A 26580-nucleotide genomic window follows, 5' to 3' on the forward strand; every position below is an offset into this window, starting at 1 on the left:
ACTACTTATGTAACTAACTATATATCCTAGAAATTCTTTTGTCAATAAAAAAACCATTGTTTCCAAAGAAATTTTTCTTTGAAAACAATGGCTATACTTTTGAGTTTATTGAATGGTTTCATTCTTATAGGGTTCCATTGTATAACAATTCATCGGTTGTTTCGTTGACAATTTTTAAGCGATTTTGTTTTTTTATCAAAATACTTTTATAGGTCGTTCCTGTAGCCTTTTCTTCCATCACAAGAATGCGTTTATACTCATTATCAGTGACTTTCTTAATCGTTGTTTGATTTAAGGACGGGATTTTTTCTTTTAGCGTTTTTTCTTCCGCCAGACCTTTTAAGATTTCTGATTCTGTAGTGGAACTTGTGGATTTACTAGAATCGCTTGATACACCTTCGTTATTAGACGCACTTTCAGATGACTTGCGACTTGATTCGGTTACTTTAGGCTGTGATGATTCACTGGTATTAGTTGAATTCATTTGAGTTTGGGTTTGATTCCCACATGCACCAATTAGCAACCCAACGCCTAAGATAGAACTTGCTAAAATTGTTTTTCTAATCATTTGCATGACCTCCTACATCTATCATTACTTTAACCTTAACATTTTTCAGCTAAGAGAACAATTTTTCAGATTAGAAAAGACCACTAGTCGTTATTTAAATAAACGAACTAGTGGTCTTACTTATTTAGGAATGATCTTCATATGAGTGAGTGGGTAATAAACAAATTGTGCTTTCCCTAAGATTTGATCTGCATGTATTGCACCAAAAGAACGGCTGTCTTTGGACATACGGCGATTATCACCAAGTACAAAATAGCTATCTTTAGGTAATTTTTCTTGCATTAACAATTCTTTTGAATCAAAATTCGTAGTGTAAGGCATCGTTTCATGATCTTTTTTTCTGTTTTTAGTTAAATAGGGTTCAGCGATTGGCTGATTATTGACATATAATTGATCGTTTTCGTAACGCACAGCTTCTCCTGGTAAACCAATCACACGTTTAATCAGAATCGATCCTGTGTCTGTTTTAAAGACCACCACATCAAACCGTTTAATGGCGGAGAATTTTTCCATCACAATCATATCTCCTTGATTCAAGGTTTTTTGCATGGAATGGCCATCCACCCGAACAGGAATCAGGAAAAATCCTCTTAAAATAAAAACGGCTACGATTGCTGGTACTAAAATTTTCAGAAAGTACATTAAATACCCAACATAATCACGTTTCTTCTTCAACTTCGTGCCACCTTTTTTCTAGTTTTTTTGAATTTCTTTGACTGCTGTATCGTAGGCAGCGTCATTTTCAAGAATTAATTTACCTAAAGTGGCTTCAATTTTTGTGGCTGTTTCATTGTCGATTTCTCCAGTTACAGGCAAGCCATTTTTCTGTTGAAGATCGCTAACCGCTGCTTTTGTTTCTGCGGTGTAGTTTGCATTGTTTTCATCAACAGGATACGCTAATACAGCTAAAATAGCATTTAAGTTCTGAATATCTTCAGATTGATCTCCTTCTTTTAGCGTTTTATCGCGAGGAATCAATTTTAAATAGGCATACTCGGGGTAATCAGCTTTGATGGTTGGTTCAATTCCTTTTTCGTTGATCCATTCGCCTTTTGGTGTTAACCATTTTAAAACAGTCAATTTTATTTCGGTTTGGTCATTTAAATCCTTCACCGTTTGGACCGTTCCTTTGCCAAATGTTTTCGTTCCAATTAATGGGACATTCGCAGATTCATGCAGTGCTGCAGCAAAAATTTCGGATGCACTGGCACTATTGCCATCAATGATAACTGCAACAGGTTCTTTTACTTTAAAGCCGCCGTCTAATTCTTTGGAAGCAACTTCTTTCATCGTACGTCCTTTTTTGTCTTCAAATTGAACAATTGTTTCGCCATTTTTTAAAAACATACTGGCCATTCGCTCTGCTTGATCTAGCAGTCCACCAGGATTTTGGCGTACATCAATTACAAAGGATTTAGCTCCTTTGTCTCGTAAATTCGTGATTGTTTCTTTCAATTCTTGATATGTTTTTTTACCAAAGGACGTAATTTTAATCGAGCCAATTTGTGCATCTTTTTTGTCTAACTCACCAGTCACTGTTTTAACGGGAATTTTCCCACGTTTGATTGAGATATTTTTAGTTTCTCCCTCTCTTTGGATAGTCAATTCAACGGAAGTTCCTTTTTTACCTCGGACTTTTGAGACGACTTCTGCTAGTTTCATCCCTTTTGTAGCTGTACCATCAACTTTTTCAATAATATCGCCTTCTTTGATTCCCGCTTTTTCAGCTGGGGAATCTGCTACAGGGGCCTCTGCTACAACTGGTTCGCCATCTTTCATTGTCATAGTGGCACCAATTCCTTCAAAATCGCCAGATAAGCTTTCGTTTAAATCATTGGCAGCAGATTCATTTAGATAAGTTGAGTATGGGTCTCCAATAGCTTCAGACATGCCTTTTAAGGCGCCTTCAACTAATTCATTTTTATCTACTTCACCTACATAATTGGTACTAATTTCATTATATAAATCCTGCACTTTGCTTAAATCAGCATTGGTAATTGCCCCTTCTTGACTCATCTTTTTAACACGATGATCAAAATAAATATAACTACTTCCTCCAGCTAAAAATGCGACACAGAGGAGCGAAATAATATATTGATAAAAAGGAACAGTTCGTTTGTTCTTCATAGATTTCATCTCATTTCTAACAAATTCGTCACTACTTTTGTTTACTATAACATGAATGAAAAAAGAGGAAAAGCTTTGTTTGCTTTTCCTCTGGATTTATTTATTGTTTTCAAGGTACTTTTCCCATAACTCATCAAAGATGTCCATGTTGCTTAAATAGTCAGCATTCATTTCTAAATAAGAAGAAAGTTCATGATAATCCTCGGTTTGTTTTGGAAACTGAATATCTTTGGCCGCTTCATTGGCAAAATCAGTTTCAGAATCTTTAGCCGGACCTTTTAATGTCATTAAGTAATGGTAAAAGCTTCGTCTCATGTAAATTAATCACTCCATTTTTCTTCGATAAATTCACTTCTACGTTGATGGGACAATCCATAACGCAAAGCGTCTTTTTTATAAAAGTCTTGATGGTATTCTTCAGCAGGATAAAATGGTGCTGCTGGTTCGATGGTGGTAACAATTGGTTCTGTAAAACGACCACTATTAGCTAGACGTTCTTTACTTTTCTCAGCAATTTCTTTTTGTTCTTGGGAACGATAAAAAATAACTGGCCGATAATTATCGCCGCGGTCTTGAAACTGACCGAAAGCATCAGTAGGATCTGTTTGTTGCCAATAAATCTCCACTAATTGTTCGTAAGAAATAATCGCTGGATCAAAAGTGATTTCTACTGCTTCCGTATGGCCTGTTGTGTGTGTTAGAACCTGTTCATATGTTGGATTAGGCACGTGCCCACCTGTATAACCCGAAACAACTGAGATAATCCCTGGTTGTGTATCAAAAGGCTGCACCATACACCAGAAACAGCCGCCTGCAAAAATTGCTTTTTCTTCCATCTCTAACACTCCTTTTTTATTTCTCTTTTGGCAAGTATATATTCATTCGAATGTCATCGTCAACTAAATTAATCTTTTCTGCTCGAACAAATAGACCATTTTGCATTCTAAACTGATCTAAACGTAATAAAACAGTTTGATCATCTGGATTGATTTCAACCCATTTAGGTAGTTTGTAAGAACGTTTAGCAAATTTCAATACTTCTTTAATTGGCAAGCCTAACGTTCCTATAGATAAACTTTTTGCTTTTAATTGTACATTACCATTCGCCATCACGTAAGGATCAAAATATAAGTAAAAAGGAATGTCATGCCCTAACACCTGAAATGTTCCATTTAATAAAGCATCATTTTCTAAATAAAATTTATATTTGATCTCCGAACCTTTTTGAAAGTCGGCTAAATAAAAGTCAATCAGTTTGTTCACTTGTTGTTTTTTTGACTGAATGGTGACCACTGGCTCGCCTTCTTTTTCAACAATTGCTGGTATTTTCTTTAAATCTGGTTCGCGAACTTGTGTTGCTCGAAATGTCACGAAAGCTACACTACCAATGACTAAACCCACTAGAACAAGAAAAGCGATTTTCCAGGGATTTCGTTTAAGATTGGTTGGTTGTGTCTTTTTAATTGATTTACTTGTTTTTGGCTTTTCTTCATTCATTTTATTCACTACCTTCTGATTTGGTTATCCATTCTTTCTCTGTCTTGACCATTTCATTCCGGACAGCTCCGGCCATAATTTGGTAGCCAAGATTATTCGGATGGAAGCGATCTTCTTCATATAACAAATTGTTTAAATCCTCTTTGCTAGCACTACTTCCTGTAGTTTCTGAGTCGCCACCAGTTACGCCAACTTCATCGCCACGACCTTTATAGAGTAAATCATTGATAGGAATGAAATAGGCTCGTTTTTGCTCTTGAACCATTTCTTCGGTTGCTTGATTCCAGTTATCAACGATTTCTTGCATTTCTGTAATTTCGGAAAAGTTTAAGTAGAAGGGATTGTAAATTCCTAAGACATAAATAGGGGCTTTCTCGTTGTATTCTCGGATTTCTTCAAGTAATCGTCTTACTCGGCGTTGATAGGCTTTTTGTGGACGATTGAACGAGCTGACTTTCAAGTCGAAAATATTACTACTAATTACTTTCATTAAGTCATTTCCACCAACCGTTAGCGTAATCACGTCCGCAGAGGCAAGGCCCTTTTGAATTTCAGGTTTTTCTTTGATTCGTTTTAAAATTTGGTCACTACGATCCCCATTTTTCCCAAAATTGTCTGTTTGAACACCGTTCAAGTTGTAGTGTTCTTTTAAATCATCTGCCACAATGGGAACAAAACCTCCACTATTCGTCAAATCGCCAATTCCTTCAGTTAAAGAATCACCGATTGCTGTATAATGAATGACTTCTTTTTGATTTTTTTGAGCAGTTGTGGCCACTTTCTCTTGCTTTAATAGTGGCTTTGCTTTGGGGATGGCCACACTTAACAATGTAAAAACACCTAGCGCAATGAGGATAGGTGTTAAGACGGTCAGCAAAATATGCTGTGTTTGTTTTTTCATCTTCGTCACTTCCTTTTAAATAAACTAACAAGAAATTTTCCTTTTCTTGTTAGAAAGAGGTTGCGTCTACTCATTTAAGAGTGAGACCCAACCTCGTTATTTCTTAGTCTGTATAGTACATAATAGCAAAGGCATTTTTTCCTGTATGGGTTGCAATGACTGGATTCGTATGTAATACGGGAATATCCATGTCTTTAAAGATTGCTTGTAATCCTTCTTTGAATCCATTTGCTAGTTCTAGCCCATCCGCATGAGAAATGCCAATTTGTCGAACATTTGGAATCTTACTTAATTCTGATTTCAATTCGTCAAACCATTTATTAAACGTTTTAACGCCGCGGCCTTTCGCTACAGGAATCAATTCCGTATTTTCAAAGTCCATGACAACTTTCATATTAAAAATGTTTGATAATAATCCTGTTGTACGGCTGATTCGTCCACCTTTAACCAAATTATCTAATGTTGAAATGCCAATGTATAATTTAGTATTTTGTTTGACGCGTTCAATTTCAGCTAAAATTTCTGGAACACCCGCTCCCGCTTGTGCCAATTTTGCTGCTTGAATGACTTGGAAAGACAAACCTTGGTCTGTAAAATCGCTATCAATCACCGTTACTTTACTTGATGATAAGTTGCTAGCTTGACGGGCCGCTTCAACCGTTCCACTTAAGCCTTTTGTCATGTGAATCGAAATTACTTCACTGCCATCTTCACCTAAGCGATCATATAATTCTACAAATTCACCAATTGGTGGTTGACTCGTTTTGGGTAAGGCCTTCGCATTAGCCATCATGTCCATAAATTTTTCGCCTGGCAAATGATCATCATCTGGATAAACAACGCCATCAACCATAATTGATAAAGGCATCATATGGATATTTAATTCATCTCTAAGACTTTTTTCCATCGTACATGAAGAATCCGTTACGATTTTAACGTTTGTCATAAATTTATCACTCTTTCTTTAAAAGGAACCTGTTTTCATGGTAGAATACCATTAAACGGTTAATTATCTAGTTATAGTATAACAGACACTGCCGAATTTTTCATCAAATTAAAATAAAGGAAGTGAATTTATTGGAAAAAACGCATTTCTCAAAAAAATACCTAATCGTGAACGAAGTCTTGAATGCAGTTACACATGGCATAGGCGCAGGTTTAAGTATTGCTGGCTTAGTCATTTTACTTGTTAAAGGAGCTCGTTTAGGCTCACCGATTCACGTGGTATCTTATGCTATTTATGGCTCCATGTTGATTCTACTTTTTTTATCTTCAACGTTATTTCATAGTTTAATTTTTACAAGAGCCAAAAAGGTCTTTCAGGTCTTCGATCATAGTTCTATTTTCTTATTGATTGCTGGCAGCTATACGCCGTTTTGCTTAATTAGTATTGGCGGTTGGTTAGGTTGGACCTTATTTAGTTTAGTCTGGTTAATCGCCATCGTCGGTATTGTCTATAAATCCCTCACGTTGCATAAACAAGAAACAGTGAAAAACATTTCAACGATTATTTATATTGTTTTAGGTTGGCTCTGTATCATCGCTGCTCGTCCGTTATATGAATCTCTTGGGTTTACAGGAACAGCGTTATTGGTCGCAGGGGGTGTGTCTTACACATTAGGTGCAGCCTTCTATTCATTGAAAAATGTGCGGTTTATGCATGTGGTTTGGCACTTGTTCGTCATGCTTGCAGCGATCCTCATGTATTTTTCTGTTCTCTTTTATACGTAATCACAGCACAATAAGAACACGATGCTCAAAGCATCGTGTTCTTTTATTGCCCTAAATCTCTTTATTATAAAGGATTATTCTTCTTTTCGAATTATTTTAACATAAATTAGTAGAAAAGACTTTACAAAACGAACATACATTCGTATAATAACAATACGAACACTCGTTCGAATCAAATGAAGAGGTGATACACATGGAAGCAATTCGTCGTGTTGGATTTTTATTTTTTGTATTGGTTATAGGTATTTTTTTGGGAACATTAGGATTACGTCTTGCTTTTATGATCGTGACGCCGTTATTTATTCTTTGGTTTATGTCATGGGATGAGAAGCGTTATACACGTACACGTAAACAACAGCAAGCAAGATACGTTTATCGTAAGTTCCCTTAATAAATAATAAAACGGTGTGTCCCCCCCAAGCTATGCTCCGTTTTTATAAATATGTCAAAGAAAGAGCGAAGGATTAAATCCTTCGCTCTTTCTAATTAAATTAGATTAGTATTCCATTAAGGTAACAATATCGTAGCCATCAATTTTATCGCGGCCATGTAAATCCATTAATTCAATTAGGAACGCACAACCAACCACAATACCACCTAATTGTTCGACTAATTCGATGGTTGCTTTAATTGTACCACCAGTTGCTAACAAGTCATCACAAATCAACACACGTTGACCTGGTGTGATGGCATCTTTGTGCAACGTTAATGTATCTGAACCATATTCTAAGTCATAAGTCACTTCGATGGTTTCACGAGGAAGTTTTCCTTTTTTACGAACCGGAGCAAAGCCAACCCCTAGTTCATAAGCCACTGGACAGCCGACAATAAAGCCACGAGCTTCCGGTCCTACAACCATATCAATTCTTTTTTCTTTCGCGTAATCCACGATTTGTTTCGTTGCTTCACGGTAGGCATCCCCATTAGCCATTAATGGAGAAATGTCACGGAACACGATCCCTTTCTCAGGATAATCTGGAATGCTTGCAATGTAATCTCTTAAATCCATTTTTATTTGTCCTCCTCATTCCACAGCCATTGTTGTATTGTTTGACAATCACTGTAAAGTAGAAATTCTTCTGTTTTTATTTTTTTCAATCGTTGTTGGTACACTTGACTTTCAGTCAATGGTCGATTGTCGGGTTTCTCAATACTGTTTAAAACACCGCTTTCTATTGTAACAAATCCTAAGTCAAAAAACACCTGTATCATGAAAATTAATAATTTTTCTTGGATATTTAAGTAATTTGCCACCTTCGATAGCTGGGAACGTAGATTTACTTCTTTTTGCTGCAAAATAAATTTATACAATGTTGCAAATTGTTCACGTGAAGCCATACCGTTTAAATAAGCTTCTTCTGGTGAAATAAACATCATGTATATACGTTGTATCTCAGTCGCTTCAACAATTTCTTTAACCGTGATTGCTTCCACAGGACAGTCGACAAAAACCAGTTGTTCGATTTGATTTTGAGAAACAGCTTCCACCAATTCTTCTTGGTTTGACCAAACAATAATATTAGCGGTTGGATCTGAAATGAATTTTTGATTTTTTTCATCAAACAAAAGATAAGCTGTTGCTTCTGAAGGAATTGGTTTCGTTTGATTATTTTTGCCACGAAAATCAAATAATTGTCTTCCCGATACAGCAAAATCAGTCACCATTAATTGTGGTTTCTTACGACCATTCCATTCATTGATGGAAAGTTGGCCTGCCACATCGGCGGTTCCTTGTGCTAGTTCATCCGCTTGAGGCCCCATTTGAAAAGCAATTGCATCCAATTGTGCCCCTTCTTGATTCATTTGAAATTTCAGATGTGCATTATCTGCACCAATTTGACGAATTTGCGTAGGCGTGATTTCCTTAAATACAAAAGTTGGAACAGTATTATCAGTCCCAAAAGGCGCCAAAATACGCAATTGATCAATAAAAGTAGTCGTTGCCTGCGAAACCGCTAAGCTCTCACTAATGAGCAACTCTTGTCCATTAGCCATATCAATTTGATTTTTTTCAATAAAGTGTGCCAAATGTTCTTGAACAAAAGGAATATTTTCAACAGGTAAAGTCATTCCCGCTGCCATATGATGCCCACCAAAATGAGTGAATTGCTCACGCACTTCGTTCAACGCCTCATAGAGATTCAATGCGCTAATGCTACGTCCAGAGCCTTTAGCGGTCGTACCAGATTCATCTATTGCTAAAATAATGGTTGGTTTCCCCGTTTCTTGCATAATGCGGCCCGCGACAATCCCTAAGACGCCTTCATGCCAGCCTTGTTTCGCTAAAATATGGACCGGCGCATTCGGGTCGATTAAATCCAGGGCTTCTTTGGCAATCGTCGTTACAATGTCTTTTCGTTCATTGTTTTGTTGATCGATATATTTAGCGATTTCCAGCGCTTGTTCTTCATCAAATGTAGTCATCAATTCAACACCTGGTGCGGCTTCCCCTAATCGACCTAATGCGTTTAAACGAGGTCCAATGGTAAAGCCAATTGATTCTTCTGAAACAGCTTCCTTTTTCACACCCGCTTCTTGTAGTAAAACGTCTAAACCAATTCGATCACCAGTTTGAATCATTTGAAGGCCCATTTTGACAAACGTTCTATTTTCATCGGTTAATGAAACCAAGTCAGCAATCGTCCCAATTGCTACCAAATCTAATAACTCAATTGGCAATTCACCAAGTAACGCAGTAGCGACTTTGAAAGCCACGCCAACACCAGCTAAATCTCCAAAAGGATAGGCTCCTTGTGGATGTCTAGGGTGGACAATCGCATAGGCTTCTGGTAATTGTTCAGGCAATTCATGATGGTCAGTAACGATTACATCTACCCCTTGAGCCATAGCGTAGCTAATTGCTTCATGGCCGGCTACACCATTATCAACGGTTACAATTAATTGGACTCCTTGTTCAATTTGTTCAGCAAATACGTCTTTATTAGGCCCATAGCCATGAAGAAAACGATTCGGTAGAAAGTACTGAACCATGCCACCGACTAATTCGATTGCTTCTTTCATAACCGTGGTACTAGTGATGCCATCTGCATCATAATCCCCATAGACAAGGATTTGTTCACCCGCTTCGACGGCTTGCTGGATGCGGGCTACCGCTTTCTCCATATCATGCATTAAGAACGGATCATAAATATCTTCGATAGCCGGATGTAGAAACTTACGTAATGCTTCTTCTGTCCGGATATTGCGGTGCCATAAAAGTTGGCCAATTAATGGATTAATTTCTTCTTTTTTTAATTGTTCTATAAATTCTACAGGTAATTCTGTCTTTGTCTGTAACTGCCATTGATAGTTTGATTTTTTCACGACGTCACTCCTAACCAAGTAATTATAGCAAAATTTTTCCAAAAACTAAAGAAAGCATTTTTTTAAATCTGAGAAAAAAACTGTGATATCTGTTAGATAAATAGCAGATATCACAGTTTTATTTTAAAAGAAACTTAGCGATAAAGTCTCTTCCTTATTTTTGTTCCTCTTCATTCACACGAGGTTTCACATAACGATCAATACGACTACCTGACACAGGCGTTGCATCTACTTCTGTGTTTGATGTTTGTTCGTTGACCACTGGTTCTGCGACTTGTGGTGCTGCCGCTTGTTTGGCTTGCAAATCAGCCAATTGATTATCAAAAGAACGTTGAACTTTTTCCGTTTCTTCTTTGACTAATTTATCCATATCATTTTTATAAATATCCAACTCTTTTTGTACAGCTTTTAATTCCTTACGTTGGTTCCAAATGGTGGTTGTGGAGGTTAGTAACCCAACTAGTGCGCCAATAATTGCAGAACCTAAAATAATTAAGATTAACGGTCCACTAATTTTAGTAAAACCAAAGTTTACTGGAACAGCTTGATTATTTAAAACAGCAAAAATAACAACAATTAAGACCAACACAAGGCCCAAAATAACACGCCATTGATTTTTCATGACTTGATCGACTCCTTTATTTTTTATTTAAAATATTTCCCGCTATGAAATCTCCTAAATGTGGAAACAATGTATAAAAGCGGGCAGCTGCTTCCATGACAAACGGACGATTAATCTCACGTCGAGAAGTCCCCATACTCCCAACCACTTCTTTCGCTAATTTCGTAGGGTCCAAAACAATTTTATCCACCGCAGCTAGATATGTGCCTGTCGGGTCCGCTTTATCAAAGAATTCTGTTTGGATTGGTCCTGGATTGACAGTCGTTACTGCTACACCCAACGGTTTCAATTCTAAACGTAAAGCATTTGAAAAACCTAACACAGCAAATTTTGTTGCAGAATAAACGGTTGATTTAGCTGTAGCCATCTTCCCAGCCATTGAAGCAACGTTGATAATATGTCCTTGCCCAGCTTCAATCATTTTAATAGCTACTTTTTGAGTAAACGTCATCATTCCTAGAACGTTGACATCAAACATTTGGCGTGCAACAGCCAAGTCAATTTCAACAAAATTTTCAAACAAGCCAAAACCAGCATTGTTGACTAAAACATCTATAGGACCAACTTCTGCTGAAATAGCTTCAACCACACGTTCAACACTTTCTGGATCGGCAATATCTAATTGATAAGAAAATGCTTCTCGTCCGCTTAAAACAGCACACTGCTCGCGAACTTTACCAATCAAATTAATTCTGCGGGCGCAGACAACGACGACCGCTCCTTGTTTAGCTGCTTCATAACAAATTTGTTCACCTAAACCAGCTGAACCTCCAGTTACGACAACGACTTTATTTGTTAAATCCATCTAAGCTCCTCCTTCATTGGCAAATGGAATCTCAATGATATCCATATCTTTCACGATTTTTGTATTGGGGAAAATTTCTTGGGCTTCTTCTTGAAGCTGATAGGCCTCTTTGGTTAAATAACGGGCACTAATATGCGTTAAGATAAGTTGTTTTACTTGCGCTTCTTTTGCAACTTCAGCTGCTTGTTGACTGGTTGAGTGGAAGTAGGCTTTTGCCATTTTTGCTTCGTGTTTATTAAACGTACTTTCATGGACTAAAACATCCGCTCGTCGTGCTAAAGTTACACTATTTTTGGTTTTGCGAGTGTCTCCTAAAATCGTCACGATTCGCCCAGGTTTACGCTCTCCCACAAACGCTTGTCCATTAATTTCCTGTCCATCAAAAACAATCGTTTCACCACGTTTGAGTTTGCCATACAATGGTCCAGAAGGAATCCCTAAAGCTTGAAGTTTCTCTACTTGTAATTCTCCTTCATGCGCTGCTTCCTCAATTCGATAGCCAAAGCTCGTGATGCCATGGTCCAAGATATTACAGCGAACAGTGAATTGTTTATCTTTAAAAATAACGTCATTTTCTTTCGTTAATTCAATAAATTTCAGTGGATAGGACAACCGCGATTGCGAGACCCGTAAAGAAGTCTTGACAAAGTCAGCAACCCCAACTGGTCCATAGATTTCTAAAGGTTCTGTCCCGCCCTGAAAAGAACGACTACTTAACAAACCAGGTAAACCAAAAATATGATCCCCATGTAAATGTGTAATAAAAATCTTTTCAATTTTTCTTGGGCGAATACTACTTTTTAAAATTTGCAATTGCGTCCCTTCACCACAATCAAAGAGCCAAACTGCATTTCGTTCATCTAATAATTTCAACGCAATTCCTGTGACATTGCGATGTTTTGCTGGTACACCAGCGCCAGTTCCTAAAAATTGTATTTCCATCTGCTACCATACTTTCTTTTAAACTTCCTTTTTATTTTAGAAGAAGTTTGCTCCTTTAGCAAATAATAATTTATCTATTTTCTCAAAGTTTTCTTCTTATTTTACCGTATTTTACGATAAAATAACAAAAAATTAGCAAACTACCATAAAAAACCGTGATTTCTTAGTATTTTAAAAGACTGTTTCCCTTTATTCAGAAAACAGTCTTTGCTCCTTATTCTTCTTTCGATGTCGCTTCTTTATGTTGTTCTTTTTTTGCTTGCCACGATTGTTTCGCTTCATTTGCAACTTCGTTCGCATCGTTAATTTCTTGTTGGACTTCCTCTAAATCAAGCCGCGTGATTTCGCCACCTAAGTCAAACATAACCAACTGATTGAGTGGACGGTTGTCTTCTTCTTCTGCAATTAATAACAATCCCGTTTGTCCTTCATCAATCTTTTGAATCACATGTTCAAAAACCGTTTGTGCTTCTTGAATTTCTTTGGCGTCTTTGCTTGCACCATACATACTTCCAGCAAACCAGCCAAAAAGAATGCCCAGAGGACCACCTAATATGCCTACTAGCATTCCAATCATGCTATCTTTTGATGTATGATTGTTGCCTGTAAAATCGATAAAATCATTGATTTTAAATTGATGCTGGCCATCATTAACATGCGTAACAACCGCCATTTGCTCACCTTTAAGCTGTCTTTCTGCCTGCATCTTTTTTATTTCGGAAAATGCTTGGTACGATTTACTTTCAATATCAAAGTTCATAATGATAATTCGTTTTGCCATACAAATCGCTCCTTTATTCTGGATACATCTATTTTAGCAAGAAAGGCCTGTCTCTAGCAATGAAAACTTTTTGGTTATGTAAAAAAAAGAAGATAGCTAGGCTACCTCCTTGTTAATGCTTATTTACCATCAAGAATATTTAAACGGACCTTTTTCGGACCATCGATACGTACACTATAAACAATTGTCCGAATTGCTTTTGCAACACGCCCTTGTTTACCGATGATACGTCCAATATCTTCTTTGGCCACAGTCAAATTATACTCGAGGAAATCAGTTGATTCCTCAATTTCTAATGAGACTGCTTCAGGTTGACTGACTAACGGACGGACAATAGTTAAAATTAACTCTTTCACATCTGCCATATTCAATCACCTTATTTCTTAACGTTTTTAGCTTCATGATGTTTTTTCATAACGCCTTCTTTTGAAAGGATGTTACGAACTGTATCAGAAGGTTGCGCACCTTTAGATAACCAATCTAAAACTAAATCTTCTTTTAAAACTACTTCTGCTGGGTCTTTCAAAGGGTTGTAAGTACCTACAGTTTCGATGAAACGTCCATCACGAGGAGAACGAGAATCAGCTACTACAATACGGTAAAAAGGACTCTTTTTAGAACCCATACGTTTTAAACGAATTTTAACTGCCATTATTAAATACACCTCCATTAACTTAATCACAAGAGTTAGTTTAACAGATTAACAACAACCTGTAAAGAGTTTTTTCTTGACACCTTTACTTTTTTCCAATTTTTTTAGCCAATTTGCAGGAAAACAAACGAAATAATGAAGAATTTTTACAAAATTTGATAATAGTTGTACTGGTTTCTCACTTGAAAGCCTTCTGTTTGATAGAGATGAAGCGCTGCTTGATTTTCTGTTTCAACTTCTAAAAAAATAGTCGCTGAAGCTGAATTTTCTAAAATCATTCGGAGCGCAGACTGTAACACTTGACGGCCAAGACCGCGACCTCGTTGCGTTTTTGTCACAACAAAACCATAAATCCCCCATTCGTTTTCAAAATGATCCAAACGTAGCGTGGCTAAAAGTTGATTGTTTTCTTTATAAATAAGTGTTCGTTGAAGGTCCTCCGGCAAAGGCGTACCTTCTAGTAACCTAGCCAAGGAATGCAAATCAGCCACTTGTGGTCGGAGAAGTGTCAGCTTCGCCAAATCCTGTGAGTAAGTTTCTCTTTGAAAAACCAGATACTGTTCTGAAAAAGCTGGCACAATTCCTTGTCTATTAAAATAATTCAGGCCAACAGATTGCTTGTCGTCCATCACGAGAAAGACTTCTTTCATTCCCCACAAAGCTGCTTGCTTTTCGAGTTCTTGAACAAGTTCTTCAAAAAATGGCCCTACATTTGGCGCAACAATCGTCGCTTCCAAGGTTTCCCCATCAAAACAATACCCTACGATATACGCTTGTATGGTTTGTTCCTTCCTGTATAAACCATAATAAGTATAAGCTGATTCCTCAGGAAATGTTTGTTCCAATTTATAAAAAGTTCCTTGTTTAATCAATTCCTTGTTTTTTAATTCAGTCAATGTTTGTTTCTCCAACTGTGTTAACTGTCGGCGCCAATTTATTTTTTTATTCAAGCAGTTGCTCCTTTACTCATCCTTTTACTAGCTATTATACGTGAAGTTACGAAGTTCAACAATGTACAAGGATAAAACGTTTGCGCTTTTTTTGAAAAAGTACTATCATAAAGTAAGTAAAAAAAATGGAGGGATTTACATGACAAAAAAAATTGGTATTTTTATAGGGAGTTTAAGAAAAGATTCATTTAACAAATTGGTAGCAAAAACAATGGCGGACTTATTTCCAGCTGATTTCGAACCTGTTTTCATTAACATAGGTGATTTAGAATTATACAATCAAGATTTGGATGATGAAGGAACCCCCACCGAAGCTTGGACAACATTCCGTGAAGAAGTTAAACAAGTAGATGGCGTGATGTTTGTAACACCAGAATATAACCGTTCAGTACCAGCTGTTTTAAAAAATGCATTGGATGTCGGTTCACGTCCGTATGGCGAAAGCGTTTGGGATAAAAAACCCGGACTTGTGGTGAGTGTTTCACCAGGTGCAATTAGCGGATTTGGTGCAAACCATCATTTAAGACAATCATTAGTCTTCTTAAATGTTCCAACTTTACAACAACCTGAAGCCTATATTGGCGGTATTACGAACTTAATTGGTGAAGATGGTAAAATTATTGATGGCACTGTTGGTTTCTTACAATCAATTGTAGATGCTTACGTGGATTTCTTTAATCGCTTAACTGCCTAATTGAATCAATCGAGAAAAAGTGAGGCAACTTTTTACAGGTTGTCTCACTTTTTTTATTTTTTTACTTGACCCTCTCGTTACGTAAAGGTTTATGATAGATTTTGTCAGGAGGAATGAATGATGGAATATACAATTAAAAAAATGGCTTCACTATCTGGCGTCAGTGCACGGACGTTACGATATTATGATGAAATTGGTCTTCTTCAACCAGCCAGAATTAATTCTTCTGGTTATCGAATTTACGGGCAAGCCGAGGTGAATCGTTTGCAACAAATTCTTTTTTACCGTGAATTGGATCTGAAACTAGATGAAATTAAAGAAATTTTGGAGCAACCTGACTTTAATGTTGAACAGGCTTTATACGAGCATCAACAAAAACTATTGGAAAAGCGCAATGAAATTGATCGTCTTTTAGCCTCTGTTCAACAAACCTTACACCATTACAAAGGAGAGATAAACATGTCAGATCAGCAAAAATTCGAAGCATTCAAACAACAAAAAGTTCAAGAAAACGAAGAAAAATATGGTAAAGAAATTCGGGAAAAATATGGCAACGAAACGATTGAACAAGCCAACAAAAAATATTTAAACTTGACGGAAAAAGACATGCAAGCAATGCAGAACGTGGAAAAAGATTTATTTTCTAAGTTAGCCATGTATCAAAAATCACCCAAGTTGACTAGTCAACTTGCGCAAGAAATTTTCCAATTACACAAAGATTGGTTAATGTACTCTTGGTCAAGCTATTCGCCAGAAGCACACAAAGGGTTAGGCCTTATGTATGTTGGCGATGAACGATTTACGTCATATTATGAACAACACGGCGCTGGTTTTGCCGAAGCGTTAAACGCAATTATCCAAAACTACGCTTAAACAGAAAGTGCGCCATCAGTCGAAGAGACTGATGGCGCACTTTCTGTTTCTTACGATAATTAACTAAAGCCTGTTTATCTTTTTTTCTTTTTCTTCTTTTTGTTTTTCTTCATCATACGATTCATGGCCATTTTACCTAGCTTGCCTTTAACGCCGCCACCTAGCATTTGATCCATACCAGGAATGTTCATATCCCCTTTGGACATTTGTTGCATCATTTTTTTGGATTCTTTAAATTGTTTAATCATACGATTGACTTCAACCACACTATTTCCTGAACCAGCTGCAATTCTGCGGCGGCGACTAGGATTTAATAGATCAGGATTTTCACGTTCTGCAGGGGTCATTGATAAAACCATCGCCCGTTTCCGTGCCACATCTTTTGGATCGACTTTGACATTTTCAATACCAGGCATGTTACTCATTCCAGGGATCATTTTTAATAAGTCTTCAATCGGTCCCATGCCCATAACTTGATCCAATTGCTCAATAAAATCGTTAAAGTCAAAACTGTTTTCTTTCATTTTTTGAGCAAGTTCTTCTGCTTTTTTCTCATCGTAATCTTGTTGCGCTTTTTCAATTAGCGTCAACATGTCCCCCATACCTAGGATACGACTCGACATACGATCGGGATGGAAAATTTCTAAATCAGTTAATTTTTCACCAGAACCGACAAATTTAATCGGAGCGCCCGTTACTGCCCGAATTGACAGCGCAGCCCCCCCACGAGTATCGCCGTCCATTTTGGTAATAACAACCCCAGTAATTCCAAGCTGTTCATTAAAACTATCTGCAACGTTGACAGCATCTTGCCCCGTCATCGCATCAACAACTAACAGAATTTCATTGGGATTAGCCAACTCTTTAATTTGTTTCAATTCGTCCATTAAAGCTTCATCAATGTGTAAACGGCCGGCCGTATCAATTAAGACATAATCATTTTTCTTTTCTTTTGCTAATGCTAACCCTTGACGAACAATTTCCACTGGATTAGCATCTGTTCCCATATCAAAAACGGGAACTTCTAATTGTTGACCTAAAACCTTCAACTGATCAATCGCTGCTGGACGATAAACGTCACCAGCGATTAAAAGCGGACGAGCGTTTTCAGTTTTCATTAAGTGTTTTGCTAATTTACCAGTAAAAGTTGTTTTACCAGCCCCTTGTAACCCTGTCATCATAATCACTGTCGGGATTTTTGGAGATTTATTCAGTTCAACCGTTTCTGAACCTAACGTTTTCGTTAATTCTTCATCAACAATTTTTACAATTTGTTGGGCTGGTGATAAGCTTTCTAATACTTCGACTCCTACTGCCCGTTCTCTGACGCGTTTTGTGAAATCTTTGACCACTTGTAAATTAACGTCGGCTTCTAATAAAGCCAAACGGATTTCTCGCATCATTTCTTTTACGTCGGCTTCGGAAACTTTTCCCTTACGACGGATTTTACTCATTGCCTGTTGTAGGCGGTTTGTTAAACTCTCAAAAGCCATAGTTTCATTCCTCTATTTCTTGAATTTGTTCAATATATTTTTTGATTTCACTATCTTTGGGATAAGTTTCTTGAACATACTGCTGTAGTTGTTCAAGATATTCTTTCCGTACAACATAGTTTGAATAAAGATGTAACTTTTTTTCGTATTCTTCTAAAATTTTTTCGGTTCGTTTAATGTTATCATAAACCGCTTGGCGACTAACCTCATATTCTTCCGCAATTTCTCCTAAAGAAAAGTCATCAGCATAGTAAAGCTCCATATAATTCATCTGCTTTTCCGTTAATAATGTCGAATAAAATTCAAATAACGCATTCATGCGGTTTGTTTTTTCCATTTCCATGAGCCGTGCTCCCATCTTCAATCCCTTATAGGTTACCGATTTCATAGGGAATAGTCAATCTTTTTTTACTAAGTTTTTACCTTTTAAAAAGAAATGTCCGCAAGTTGCCATGTTTCTTCAGAATAAACGGTCATTCCTTGTTGAATAAAATAAGCAGTTGCGACTCCAACTCCAGCTTTTTTAATGCCAGAAAATTGTCCATCATAAATCAGCTGGCTGCCACAGCTGGGACTTTTTTCTTTCAAAATCAAGGTTGTAATTTGTTGAGTTTTTAATTTTTGATACGCGCGTTGTGCCCCTGCTTTAAATGCCTCAGTCACATCTTCCCCGTTATCCGTATATACATAAGCAGTATTCGCCCAAACATCAAAGCCATCCCCGCCAATGATTTCTGCTGGCGGACGTGGAATAGGCAACTCTCCTAAAACTTCGGGACAAATCATTATTGCTTTTCCATTAGTTACAAGTTGTTTTAACGCTTCTTGTTCTTGAGATTTTCCATCGTAACGGCAACAAATCCCACCTAAGCAACTACTAATACCAATCATTCGCTTCTCCTCATTTCATTTCTCTATTATACCATGAGTTGACTTTTCTCAAAAGTAGCATTCTCGCTTACTTTAAAGTACGTTCTTCCTCTAAAAATATGTTAAACTAACAATAGTGAAATATACACTTATTTTCAGAAATTTCTTGAAGGAGTTATGTAAATGAAAAAAGTTCTTGTCGTCGATGATGAACCATCGATTTTAACTTTGTTAACCTTTAATTTGGAAAAAGAAGGCTATCAGGTGACTACTTCCGAAGATGGTAAAAACGGCTTCGAATTAGCTTTGTCTAATCAATATGATTTTATAATTTTAGATGTAATGCTTCCTGGTATGGATGGCTTAGAAATTACCAAAGCACTTCGTCGAGAAAAAATTGACACGCCTATTTTGATTTTAACTGCCAAAGATGAACAAGTAGATAAAATCATCGGCTTAGAAATTGGGGCAGATGATTATTTAACAAAACCTTTTAGTCCCAGAGAAGTCCTAGCACGCATGAAAGCTATTTTTCGTCGTTTAAAACCTACCACGACCGAACCGCTTCAAGAGGACACACCTAAAGCTCCGCTTGTGATTGGCGAGATTCGTGTGGATGAACAAAATTATGAAGTCTTTGTGCGCAATCAGCCCATTGAACTAACACCGAAAGAATTTGAATTACTCGTTTACTTTATGAAACGCAAAGATCGGGTCATTAATCGGGAAACCTTGTTGGAACGAATTTGGCAATATGACTTCGCTGGACAAAGTCGCATCGTCGATGTCCACATTAGTCATTTACGTGATAAAATCGAGCCCGATCCCAAACGGCCCGTTTACTTAGTAACTGTCCGTGGCTTTGGCTACCGTTTTCAGGAGCCAAAACGATGAAAAAGAGACTGCGGATTGAATATTTTTTAGTTGCGGCAGTCATGCTTTTATTATTTGTCGGGAGTATTGCAGCGACCAATTTTTTCTTTCAAAAAGAAATGGTTGCTCAGCAAGAAACCTATTTAAGAAGAAAAAATACCCTTTTAACAGACCAGTTGCCCCCTTCCGTTTTCGAAAAAGGGCAACTGACAAACCAACAACAACTCCTTGTCACCCATGCGTTAGATGATGCAGAAGAACGGGTAACTTTGTTGCAAAAAAATGGTACCGTCTTTTTTGACAGCAGCCAAAATGAACCGCTAGAGTCGCACAAAAAACGACCTGAAATCGCTGCGGTTCTATCAGGAGCTACCTATGGTTCAGCTTTACGAAAGAGTAAAACGTTAAATAAAGAACTTCTGTACGTTGCCACGCCTGTTTTAAAATCAGGAGAAATCGTTGGCATTATTCGGATTTCGGAACAAACCGCGCTATTTTCTAAAAATATTCAATCTTTTCGTCGCTATATTATCTTTACATTTGGCATCTTGTTCCTACTAATTACCTTGTTTATCTTTTTATTGTTACGGCAAAAAAATCAACCGCTAGTGACTGTCTTACCGATTCTGAAACGAATGCTTAAACATCCAGATGAAAATCGATCCATTATCCAGCAATCTTCTGAATGGAATGAACTTTACGAAACTATTAACCTACTGAGTCAACAAGTAAGTCAAACGTATAAAGCGTATACGTCTGCGGATGAGCAATTTCACGAACTTTTAGATGAGTTGATGATTGGTGTCTTTATCATTGATACGCAAGGACGGCTTCGTCTGTTGAACCCTAAAATGCAGGAAATGTTAGGACTCTCTGCTAAAAATATGCAAAGCAATTATCTCGAAGTGATTCAAGACGCCGATTTGATTCATTTAATCCATCAAGTCGTCGCTGAAAAAAACAGTTTACATCAAGAAATCACTGTGACACAAGGACCAACACCTTTACGATTAGATCTTTCTCTTCGTTACTTGGATGATCAAAGCGCCAATGATTATCAAGTGTTAGGAATTGCCTATGATTTAACGCGCGTTCGCCAACTAGAAAAAATGCAAAAAGATTTTGTATCAAACGTGTCTCATGAATTAAAAACGCCTGTCACTTCTCTTTTGGGCTTTACCGAGACACTCATAGACGGTGCCAAAGAAGATCCGGAAGTCCTTAATCAATTTTTGCACATCATGCAAAAAGATGCCCAGCGTCTGCAACAATTAATTCAAGAAATTTTAGAACTTTCTCGGGGCAGCGCGACAATTCCTTATGCAGAACAAGAAATTACTTTAGAAAAATTTATTACAGAAATTCTCGGTTCTTATCAGCAACAATTGGCAGCAAAACAGCTGAAAACAGTCGTTCATGGTCTGCCAGAGAGCCAGTTTTTCACCAAATACGAATTGTTTTATCCAATCGTGAAGAATCTAATTGAAAATGCCATTCAGTATTCCCAAGAAAATGGTCAGATTACTATTTATTATGCTATAGAAAATCAGCAATTACGTTTATCTGTTCAAGATACTGGCATTGGCATTAGTCAAAAAGACCAAGAACGGATCTTTGAACGGTTCTATCGTGTCGATAAAGCACGTAGCCGTCATTCTGGTGGCACCGGTCTAGGTCTAGCTATTGTCCAAAATTACACAGAATTATTAGGCGGTAAAATCGCCATTGATAGTCACTTAGGCTTAGGGACCACTTTTACAATCACCTTGCCTTTAACAAAAAAAGAAGCCTAAAAAAACTCAGCCAATCCTGTTTATTGGCTGAGTTTTTTTGTTTATTTTTCAGTTACTTTTCCATTTACATCACGTTCTACTTGCATGTCTGTGATGGCTAAATAACCTAAGTCTTTGACAATTGTCTTTTGAACATCATCGGTGACCATATAGTCTAAGAAGGCTTTTACTTCTTTATTAGGCTCCCCTTTTGTATACATATGTTCATAAGACCAGATTTTCCATGAATTGTCTTTCACGTGTTCTTCTTTTGGTTCAACACCATCAATGCTTAAGGCAACGGTGGAATCATCCATATAAGAAAAAGCTAAATAGCTGATTGCTCCTGGTGTTTGTTCAACAATTTTACGAACTGTTCCCGAAGAATCTTGTTCTTGTGATTGAACTGGTTTAGCTCCATCTAAGCCCCATTTTTCAAATGTTGCTCGGGTGCCACTTCCGTTTGCGCGATTTATTACGACGATTTCTTGATCTTTGCCGCCCACTTCTTTCCAGTTTTTGACTTTGCCAGTAAAGACATCAATCAATTGTTGCTTCGTTAAATTCTTCACGCCGACTTCTTTGTTGACCACTGGTCCCATACCAACCACGGCCACCCGATGATCAACTAATTTAGAGGCATCCACGCCATCTTTCTCTTCGGCAAACACATCGGAATTTCCAATGGTCACTGCGCCATCTGCAACTTGCGAAAGTCCTGTTCCGCTGCCGCCACCTTGGACAGAAACTGTATAATTGGGATGTTCTTGTGTAAATTGATCTTTCGCAGCATCTACTAACGGTTGTAAAGCGGTGGAACCAACAGCGACAATTTTAACTGGTTTGTTACTATCCGCTTCGCTGGATTTTTCAGTTGTGCCTCCTTGAGCTCCGCACCCAGTTAATAATAACCCTAGACTCAGCATAGTTGCTGCAATTACACGTTTTTTCATCTTTGCACTTCCTTTTCAATTAGTTACAAGTTTAGTCTACCAAGACTCTGTTAATTCTGTTTCAATTAAATGTAAATAAAAGGTAAAGGTGTGTAAAGAATCTATAAAGGCTAGTGCGTTACGCGTTGTGTCGCCATGTAATGTGCAATTCGTTCCATGGCCGTTGTTAATTTATCCATATCGGATGCATAACTAATTCGGACGTATCCTTCTGCTTCTGGACCAAAAGAAATACCTGGAATCAACGCTACTGCTTCTTTTTGCGCTAAATCAATACAAAATTTCATAGAATCTTGTTCATAACCAGTAGGAATCTTAGCAAAAATATAAAAGGCGCCATTTGGACGCGCAACTTCAAACCCCAATTGAGTCATCTGTTCATAAACAAAATCGCGCCGTTTCCGATACTCTTCTTTCATAATTTCAGCATCATGCATTCCTTCGATTAGGGCACGAACAGCCGCTTTTTGAGACACAGTTGCAGCCGCAGTAACTAAATACTGATGAACTTTAATGATCTCCGCTGTTAAAATCGCTGGTGCAAAAATAAAGCCAATCCGCCAGCCTGTCATGGCATGTGATTTCGACAAACCGTTAATTAAAATCGTTTGGTCACGTAACATTTCAGCAATCGAAACATGACTCTCATCATAAGTTAACTCACTATAAATTTCATCGCTAACCACAAAAATGTCGTATTTTTTTAGAACATCAGCAATTGCTTGCAACTCTTGGCGGTTATAGGTGACACCAGTTGGGTTGCTAGGATAATTTAAAATAATTGCTTTGACTTGTTCCCCATGCTCGGCCATTGCCGCTTCAATCATTTCAGGGGTCAAGACAAAATCGTTGCCTCGTGTATCCAAATATACCGGTTCCGCCCCCGCCAATGTAATAATTGGTTCATACCCTGGGTAAATAGGTGCTGGCAATAGCACTTTGTCACCTTGTTCTAAAATTGCTAATAACGAAGCTGAAATCGCTTCTGTTGCTCCAACTGTTACTAAAATTTCTGTCCCAGGCTGGTAAGTCAAATGGTACTTTTCTTTCATAAAATAAGCGGCTGCTTCACGGACATCTAATAAACCAGACATCCCTGTATAATGAGAAAAATTCGCATCAATTGCTTCTTTGGCTGCTTTTTTGACATGCTCAGGTGTGTTAAAATCCGGCTCTCCTAGCGTTAATTTTAAAATACCTTCAATTCCTGAGACTTGTTCGTCAAATTGACGAATTAAAGAAACAGCAATTTTATTTACTTGACGATTAAAACGATTGGTTAAATCCATTTAGCTTCACTCCTTCAGTTGACGTTATAGTAGCACAAATTGACCGTAAAATGAATGATTTTCTCATTGTTTCGCTAGATTTTTATTATAAATATCTCAAAAAAACGACAGAGAAGAAAATAGGAGAACTTTGTCCTTTTCAACAAAGTTCTCCTATTTATTTATTTTTCGAAACGCCATGTCCGAATTTCAAACGGACGTAATGGTGCATCAACTTCTATCGCTGGTGTCAACGGTTCTTCTAATACATTTGTTAAACAAGTCGCTGGTTGTGTCTCTTTGTGAAGTTCACAAGGAATATTTTGCGCTGTTAGATTAAAGCCACGAACGACTAAATGATTTGTTTGCTCTTGACGTTTAACGGCTGTCCAACCAATTGGTCCTTCTGCCGTTGTCAAATAGACATGGTTCGGTGCTAGTTTACCTTCATGACGCGTAGTAGTAGCTGCAGTAAAAGGAATTTGTGCACTATAGGCTTGTTGATACGTAGCAAAGCGTTCTTCTGGTTTTCCATGCAATGACAAACCATATTTAAAGGTATATTCTCCTTGGCATTGTGCTTCTGGTGTCGCAAAATAGCCCCAATCACCTAGTTCGCCAACACAACGAATTAATGTGACCGCAATGGTTCCATCTGCCAATACTTCATACTCATTTAAGCCTTCATTGAAGATAGTCACGCCTTTATTTTGGTCATGAACATTCACAAACGCTTGTTGGTGCTGCGGGTTTGTTGGATTTTCCCATGCGTCGCTTACTTGATTTGGTCGTGTCACGACTTCATAAATACTATCCGCTTCGTGTGTTTCTGTGACCATGCCAGTTGGGAAAAGCACGCGTAAACGATGATCTTTGATTTGATTATTAATGGTTGTTTCAAAGAATAATTGGTTACTTTCTTTGATCATTGTAACCACTGTCGTTATTTCGAACGGGCGAAGCGTCGTTGAACGTTGTGCTTGGCGTTCTCTAAACTCACGAACAGCCTTTTGTTCTTCTTCTAATCGTTCATCTGCTGAAACTGGTAACATGACGGTTTGTTTAATTTGATAACTTGCTTTTACAGGGGAATTTTCTTTATTCGTAATTTCAGCCGTTACATTTTCGGTTGTAATTCCTTGGTCTTCGGTCGGTTTGAAAAAGATATATTCATTCCCAATGTCGCCAGTATCTTCAAATGTTAACAATTTTGAAAATGTTTCTCCTGTTTTTTTGTCAGCAATGGTTAAGCTACCATTGTTTTCAATTTTCACTTGAATAAATTCGTTTTCCATTTCATTTATTGCTGGTTGAGCCAAAAGACTTCCTTCAAAAGCTTTCGTTTTTCCTTGAATCAATGCAAAGCTATCCCAAGAGAATGGCGCCATTTCTTTGACAGATAATTCGACCGTTAAGTATTTAGCCATGTACGGTTGACGGAAAGCATCTTTAGGTAAATCGTAACCAAAACGAACATCTTCTTTGACAATACGGCTTGCAACGGCTTTTCCAGTTGGATCAATCACTTGATAATCTGGGGTGGCTTTTTGTTTTAATTCATGATAAAGATCTTCAGGTTTTCCTGTATAAAATGGCAATCGTTCAATCTCCACTTCCACAGTGACAACCTCCGTTTTCTGATAGCCACTAGTATTAAATAAAACAAACGGGTGCGCTTTTTCTGGGAAAACACTTGTATCAATTGCTTCTGTTAATTGTCGTGTTGCTTCATCTGCTAAGAAATGCCCGACATCATTGGCATTTTCAAAGCGAGTCATCATGCCTCGGTGAACCTCGTCGACAGAACAGCCACAAATACTATCGTGCGGATGGTTTTGAAGCAATGTTTTCCAAGCATAATCAAATTGGTCATGTGGGTAGTCGCCAGTTACTTCGTAAGCCATCGCTGCTAAAGGTTCTGCGATATTTTCTAATTGGCGTTGGACTTTTGTGTTCCACTGTTTTAAATAGACGCGAGCAGAAGAAGTATTGGCTAATGTGTACCAGCCGTCCGTTTCTTGACTCGTTAATTCGCCTGTTACTGTTCCTAAATCTTCTGGTAACTCCTCTTGAACAGCTTTCAAATAGTCATCGAAATTGGAATGAATAAATTCATATTCTGGGAATAGTTCATTGGCTAAAGCGATGGCCTTAGTAATATCTCTTTGTACCGGTTGGTGGTCGACCCCATTCATCATTAATAAATGGTTTGTGGAAGCGTAACGTTCCACATCAGCCAATTTTTGTTTCCAAAAAGCGATTGCCGCTTCTTTTTCTGAAGGAATTTCGTTCCCGTTACTATACCAGTTCGCAAAAAGCAAGCCGAAAATTTTCGTTTGATCAGGACCTTCCCACCACATTTCAGAATATTGTGAGCTATAGTCGCTTTCTAAGACTTGATTATCAAAGCCAATCGGTTTCACCCCACGTCCAAAGGCAGCCGCAGGCAGATTTGCTAATTGCATCATTTGAGGTGTTTGACCCATATTCCCAAATGTATCCGGGAAGTAACCTAATTGAACTGGTGCTCCCCATTTTTGACTTTCTAAATGCCCAATCAGCATGTTTCGAACATTGGATTCAGAGCTAATTAAAAAGTCATCTTGTAAAATATAAAATGGTCCGATTTTTAGTTTGCCTGCTTGGACAGCTTTTTTCACGGCTTCTTTTTTCTCTGGGCGAACTTGTAAATAGTCGTCTAAGATAATCGTTTGTCCATCTAAATGGAAACTGTTAAACTCTGGATCATTTTCAATTAAATCTAATACATTATCCACTAATTCAATTAAGCGCATATGATGTTCTTCATAAGGAAGATACCATTCACGATCCCAATGACTATGGGAAACAATATAGACTTTTTTCTTTGTCATCACTTTTCCTC

29 protein-coding genes are annotated in these 26580 nt (G+C 37.6%); 6 read left to right on the top strand and 23 right to left on the bottom strand.

Translation table 11 applies throughout. From position 1 onward, the window contains the following. Window positions 1-124 precede the first annotated feature (124 nt). The 8 genes from IGL37_RS06685 to IGL37_RS06720 form a co-directional block, all read right to left on the bottom strand. The gene (locus IGL37_RS06685; protein ID WP_002357452.1) at window positions 125-574 is read right to left on the bottom strand and encodes a hypothetical protein; all 450 of its coding nucleotides are present in this window, start codon (window positions 572-574) and stop codon (window positions 125-127) included. A 114-nt stretch (window positions 575-688) separates the two neighbouring features. After that, window positions 689-1243, bottom strand: a complete 555-nt coding sequence (gene lepB / locus IGL37_RS06690; RefSeq protein WP_002382369.1) for a signal peptidase I — start codon at window positions 1241-1243, stop codon at window positions 689-691. An 18-nt stretch (window positions 1244-1261) separates the two neighbouring features. Then, window positions 1262-2704, bottom strand: a complete 1443-nt coding sequence (locus IGL37_RS06695; protein ID WP_050590288.1) for a S41 family peptidase — start codon at window positions 2702-2704, stop codon at window positions 1262-1264. A gap of 87 nt (window positions 2705-2791) precedes the next feature. Then, window positions 2792-3010: a YozE family protein gene (locus tag IGL37_RS06700; protein ID WP_002364020.1), complete on the bottom strand. Its 219-nt coding sequence runs from the start codon at window positions 3008-3010 to the stop codon at window positions 2792-2794. Between the two features lie 5 nt (window positions 3011-3015). Beyond that, window positions 3016-3531, bottom strand: coding sequence for a peptide-methionine (S)-S-oxide reductase MsrA (msrA, locus tag IGL37_RS06705; RefSeq protein ID WP_002377304.1), 516 nt, complete (start codon window positions 3529-3531; stop codon window positions 3016-3018). A 16-nt stretch (window positions 3532-3547) separates the two neighbouring features. After that, a complete protein-coding gene (locus IGL37_RS06710) occupies window positions 3548-4201 on the bottom strand; it encodes a YpmS family protein (protein ID WP_002357446.1) in 654 nt (217 codons plus the stop codon). Next, window positions 4194-5093 (bottom strand): SGNH/GDSL hydrolase family protein, encoded by a 900-nt coding sequence (locus IGL37_RS06715; protein WP_002380349.1) that lies wholly within the window; start codon window positions 5091-5093, stop codon window positions 4194-4196. The genes IGL37_RS06710 and IGL37_RS06715 overlap by 8 nt, the downstream gene beginning before the upstream one ends. A 103-nt stretch (window positions 5094-5196) precedes the next feature. Continuing rightward, on the bottom strand, window positions 5197-6039 hold the full coding sequence (locus IGL37_RS06720) for a DegV family protein (RefSeq protein WP_002357444.1): 843 nt from the start codon (window positions 6037-6039) through the stop codon (window positions 5197-5199). A gap of 131 nt (window positions 6040-6170) precedes the next feature. Between IGL37_RS06720 and trhA the strand changes: the two genes are divergently transcribed. Together trhA and IGL37_RS06730 are read left to right on the top strand one after the other, a co-directional pair. Further along, on the top strand, window positions 6171-6824 hold the full coding sequence (gene trhA, locus IGL37_RS06725) for a PAQR family membrane homeostasis protein TrhA (RefSeq protein ID WP_002357443.1): 654 nt from the start codon (window positions 6171-6173) through the stop codon (window positions 6822-6824). 193 nt (window positions 6825-7017) lie between these two features. Beyond that, complete coding sequence (locus tag IGL37_RS06730) at window positions 7018-7215, top strand: hypothetical protein (protein ID WP_002360203.1); 198 nt, start codon at window positions 7018-7020, stop codon at window positions 7213-7215. A gap of 105 nt (window positions 7216-7320) precedes the next feature. On the opposite strand, the gene IGL37_RS06735 is transcribed toward IGL37_RS06730, so the two are convergent. The 9 genes from IGL37_RS06735 to IGL37_RS06775 form a co-directional block, all read right to left on the bottom strand. Beyond that, window positions 7321-7833 carry an adenine phosphoribosyltransferase gene (locus tag IGL37_RS06735; RefSeq protein ID WP_002357441.1) on the bottom strand — a complete coding sequence of 171 codons (513 nt, stop codon included), beginning with the start codon at window positions 7831-7833 and terminating at the stop codon, window positions 7321-7323. Window positions 7834-7835: 2 nt separating this feature from the next. After that, window positions 7836-10148 carry a single-stranded-DNA-specific exonuclease RecJ gene (recJ, locus tag IGL37_RS06740; RefSeq protein WP_033917932.1) on the bottom strand — a complete coding sequence of 771 codons (2313 nt, stop codon included), beginning with the start codon at window positions 10146-10148 and terminating at the stop codon, window positions 7836-7838. Between the two features lie 154 nt (window positions 10149-10302). Beyond that, the gene (locus IGL37_RS06745) at window positions 10303-10770 is read right to left on the bottom strand and encodes a LapA family protein (protein ID WP_002357439.1); all 468 of its coding nucleotides are present in this window, start codon (window positions 10768-10770) and stop codon (window positions 10303-10305) included. Between the two features lie 16 nt (window positions 10771-10786). Beyond that, window positions 10787-11575: an SDR family NAD(P)-dependent oxidoreductase gene (locus IGL37_RS06750; RefSeq protein ID WP_002357438.1), complete on the bottom strand. Its 789-nt coding sequence runs from the start codon at window positions 11573-11575 to the stop codon at window positions 10787-10789. Then, window positions 11576-12517, bottom strand: coding sequence for a ribonuclease Z (gene rnz, locus IGL37_RS06755; RefSeq protein WP_002361891.1), 942 nt, complete (start codon window positions 12515-12517; stop codon window positions 11576-11578). A gap of 214 nt (window positions 12518-12731) precedes the next feature. Further along, window positions 12732-13298, bottom strand: coding sequence for a hypothetical protein (locus IGL37_RS06760; RefSeq protein ID WP_002357436.1), 567 nt, complete (start codon window positions 13296-13298; stop codon window positions 12732-12734). A 119-nt stretch (window positions 13299-13417) separates the two neighbouring features. Further along, a complete protein-coding gene (locus IGL37_RS06765; RefSeq protein ID WP_002357435.1) occupies window positions 13418-13663 on the bottom strand; it encodes a KH domain-containing protein in 246 nt (81 codons plus the stop codon). An 11-nt stretch (window positions 13664-13674) separates the two neighbouring features. Next, complete coding sequence (gene rpsP / locus IGL37_RS06770; RefSeq protein ID WP_002357434.1) at window positions 13675-13950, bottom strand: 30S ribosomal protein S16; 276 nt, start codon at window positions 13948-13950, stop codon at window positions 13675-13677. A 146-nt stretch (window positions 13951-14096) separates the two neighbouring features. Then, a complete protein-coding gene (locus tag IGL37_RS06775) occupies window positions 14097-14900 on the bottom strand; it encodes a GNAT family N-acetyltransferase (RefSeq protein ID WP_033917931.1) in 804 nt (267 codons plus the stop codon). Window positions 14901-15039: 139 nt separating this feature from the next. Here IGL37_RS06775 and IGL37_RS06780 point away from each other — a divergent pair, with 139 nt between their 5' ends. Next, window positions 15040-15594 (top strand): NADPH-dependent FMN reductase, encoded by a 555-nt coding sequence (locus IGL37_RS06780; protein ID WP_002366757.1) that lies wholly within the window; start codon window positions 15040-15042, stop codon window positions 15592-15594. 117 nt (window positions 15595-15711) lie between these two features. Then, window positions 15712-16467: a MerR family transcriptional regulator gene (locus IGL37_RS06785; RefSeq protein WP_002357431.1), complete on the top strand. Its 756-nt coding sequence runs from the start codon at window positions 15712-15714 to the stop codon at window positions 16465-16467. Window positions 16468-16541: 74 nt separating this feature from the next. Here the strand turns inward: IGL37_RS06785 and ffh are convergent, their stop codons facing one another. From ffh to IGL37_RS06800, 3 genes are all read right to left on the bottom strand, one after another. Further along, window positions 16542-17960 (bottom strand): signal recognition particle protein, encoded by a 1419-nt coding sequence (gene ffh, locus IGL37_RS06790; protein ID WP_002360194.1) that lies wholly within the window; start codon window positions 17958-17960, stop codon window positions 16542-16544. A 4-nt stretch (window positions 17961-17964) separates the two neighbouring features. Continuing rightward, window positions 17965-18303, bottom strand: a complete 339-nt coding sequence (locus IGL37_RS06795; RefSeq protein ID WP_002357429.1) for a putative DNA-binding protein — start codon at window positions 18301-18303, stop codon at window positions 17965-17967. 83 nt (window positions 18304-18386) lie between these two features. Beyond that, window positions 18387-18851, bottom strand: a complete 465-nt coding sequence (locus tag IGL37_RS06800; RefSeq protein ID WP_002357428.1) for a DUF523 domain-containing protein — start codon at window positions 18849-18851, stop codon at window positions 18387-18389. A gap of 162 nt (window positions 18852-19013) precedes the next feature. Between IGL37_RS06800 and IGL37_RS06805 the strand changes: the two genes are divergently transcribed. Together IGL37_RS06805 and pnpS are read left to right on the top strand one after the other, a co-directional pair. Further along, the gene (locus IGL37_RS06805; protein WP_002360193.1) at window positions 19014-19724 is read left to right on the top strand and encodes a response regulator transcription factor; all 711 of its coding nucleotides are present in this window, start codon (window positions 19014-19016) and stop codon (window positions 19722-19724) included. Beyond that, window positions 19721-21496, top strand: a complete 1776-nt coding sequence (gene pnpS, locus IGL37_RS06810) for a two-component system histidine kinase PnpS (RefSeq protein ID WP_033917930.1) — start codon at window positions 19721-19723, stop codon at window positions 21494-21496. Before IGL37_RS06805 ends, pnpS begins: the two co-directional genes overlap by 4 nt. A gap of 41 nt (window positions 21497-21537) precedes the next feature. Here pnpS and IGL37_RS06815 read toward each other — a convergent pair whose 3' ends face one another. The 3 genes from IGL37_RS06815 to IGL37_RS06825 form a co-directional block, all read right to left on the bottom strand. Next, entirely contained in the window at window positions 21538-22428 is an 891-nt protein-coding gene (locus IGL37_RS06815; protein WP_002357425.1) for a phosphate ABC transporter substrate-binding protein PstS family protein, read from the bottom strand. Between the two features lie 110 nt (window positions 22429-22538). Then, window positions 22539-23717: a pyridoxal phosphate-dependent aminotransferase gene (locus IGL37_RS06820; protein ID WP_033917929.1), complete on the bottom strand. Its 1179-nt coding sequence runs from the start codon at window positions 23715-23717 to the stop codon at window positions 22539-22541. Between the two features lie 161 nt (window positions 23718-23878). Further along, window positions 23879-26569, bottom strand: a complete 2691-nt coding sequence (locus tag IGL37_RS06825; protein ID WP_033917928.1) for an alpha-mannosidase — start codon at window positions 26567-26569, stop codon at window positions 23879-23881. Window positions 26570-26580: the final 11 nt, after the last annotated feature.

It is taken from the genome of Enterococcus sp. AZ119, assembly GCF_050546175.1.
Lineage (GTDB): Bacteria > Bacillota > Bacilli > Lactobacillales > Enterococcaceae > Enterococcus > Enterococcus faecalis.

Bases quoted from the DNA above. Each gene is read 5' to 3' on its own strand.
- IGL37_RS06685 (WP_002357452.1), bottom strand. From the start codon at position 574: ATGCAAATGATTAGAAAAACAATTTTAGCAAGTTCTATCTTAGGCGTT.
- IGL37_RS06695 (WP_050590288.1), bottom strand. From the start codon at position 2,704: ATGAAATCTATGAAGAACAAACGAACTGTTCCTTTTTATCAATATATT.
- IGL37_RS06700 (WP_002364020.1), bottom strand. From the start codon at position 3,010: ATGAGACGAAGCTTTTACCATTACTTAATGACATTAAAAGGTCCGGCT.
- msrA (WP_002377304.1), bottom strand. From the start codon at position 3,531: ATGGAAGAAAAAGCAATTTTTGCAGGCGGCTGTTTCTGGTGTATGGTG.
- IGL37_RS06715 (WP_002380349.1), bottom strand. From the start codon at position 5,093: ATGAAAAAACAAACACAGCATATTTTGCTGACCGTCTTAACACCTATC.
- IGL37_RS06720 (WP_002357444.1), bottom strand. From the start codon at position 6,039: ATGACAAACGTTAAAATCGTAACGGATTCTTCATGTACGATGGAAAAA.
- IGL37_RS06730 (WP_002360203.1), top strand. From the start codon at position 7,018: ATGGAAGCAATTCGTCGTGTTGGATTTTTATTTTTTGTATTGGTTATA.
- IGL37_RS06735 (WP_002357441.1), bottom strand. From the start codon at position 7,833: ATGGATTTAAGAGATTACATTGCAAGCATTCCAGATTATCCTGAGAAA.
- IGL37_RS06745 (WP_002357439.1), bottom strand. From the start codon at position 10,770: ATGAAAAATCAATGGCGTGTTATTTTGGGCCTTGTGTTGGTCTTAATT.
- IGL37_RS06750 (WP_002357438.1), bottom strand. From the start codon at position 11,575: ATGGATTTAACAAATAAAGTCGTTGTCGTAACTGGAGGTTCAGCTGGT.
- rnz (WP_002361891.1), bottom strand. From the start codon at position 12,517: ATGGAAATACAATTTTTAGGAACTGGCGCTGGTGTACCAGCAAAACAT.
- IGL37_RS06760 (WP_002357436.1), bottom strand. From the start codon at position 13,298: ATGGCAAAACGAATTATCATTATGAACTTTGATATTGAAAGTAAATCG.
- IGL37_RS06765 (WP_002357435.1), bottom strand. From the start codon at position 13,663: ATGGCAGATGTGAAAGAGTTAATTTTAACTATTGTCCGTCCGTTAGTC.
- rpsP (WP_002357434.1), bottom strand. From the start codon at position 13,950: ATGGCAGTTAAAATTCGTTTAAAACGTATGGGTTCTAAAAAGAGTCCT.
- IGL37_RS06780 (WP_002366757.1), top strand. From the start codon at position 15,040: ATGACAAAAAAAATTGGTATTTTTATAGGGAGTTTAAGAAAAGATTCA.
- IGL37_RS06785 (WP_002357431.1), top strand. From the start codon at position 15,712: ATGATGGAATATACAATTAAAAAAATGGCTTCACTATCTGGCGTCAGT.
- ffh (WP_002360194.1), bottom strand. From the start codon at position 17,960: ATGGCTTTTGAGAGTTTAACAAACCGCCTACAACAGGCAATGAGTAAA.
- IGL37_RS06795 (WP_002357429.1), bottom strand. From the start codon at position 18,303: ATGGAAATGGAAAAAACAAACCGCATGAATGCGTTATTTGAATTTTAT.
- IGL37_RS06800 (WP_002357428.1), bottom strand. From the start codon at position 18,851: ATGATTGGTATTAGTAGTTGCTTAGGTGGGATTTGTTGCCGTTACGAT.
- IGL37_RS06805 (WP_002360193.1), top strand. From the start codon at position 19,014: ATGAAAAAAGTTCTTGTCGTCGATGATGAACCATCGATTTTAACTTTG.
- pnpS (WP_033917930.1), top strand. From the start codon at position 19,721: ATGAAAAAGAGACTGCGGATTGAATATTTTTTAGTTGCGGCAGTCATG.
- IGL37_RS06815 (WP_002357425.1), bottom strand. From the start codon at position 22,428: ATGAAAAAACGTGTAATTGCAGCAACTATGCTGAGTCTAGGGTTATTA.
- IGL37_RS06820 (WP_033917929.1), bottom strand. From the start codon at position 23,717: ATGGATTTAACCAATCGTTTTAATCGTCAAGTAAATAAAATTGCTGTT.
- IGL37_RS06825 (WP_033917928.1), bottom strand. From the start codon at position 26,569: ATGACAAAGAAAAAAGTCTATATTGTTTCCCATAGTCATTGGGATCGT.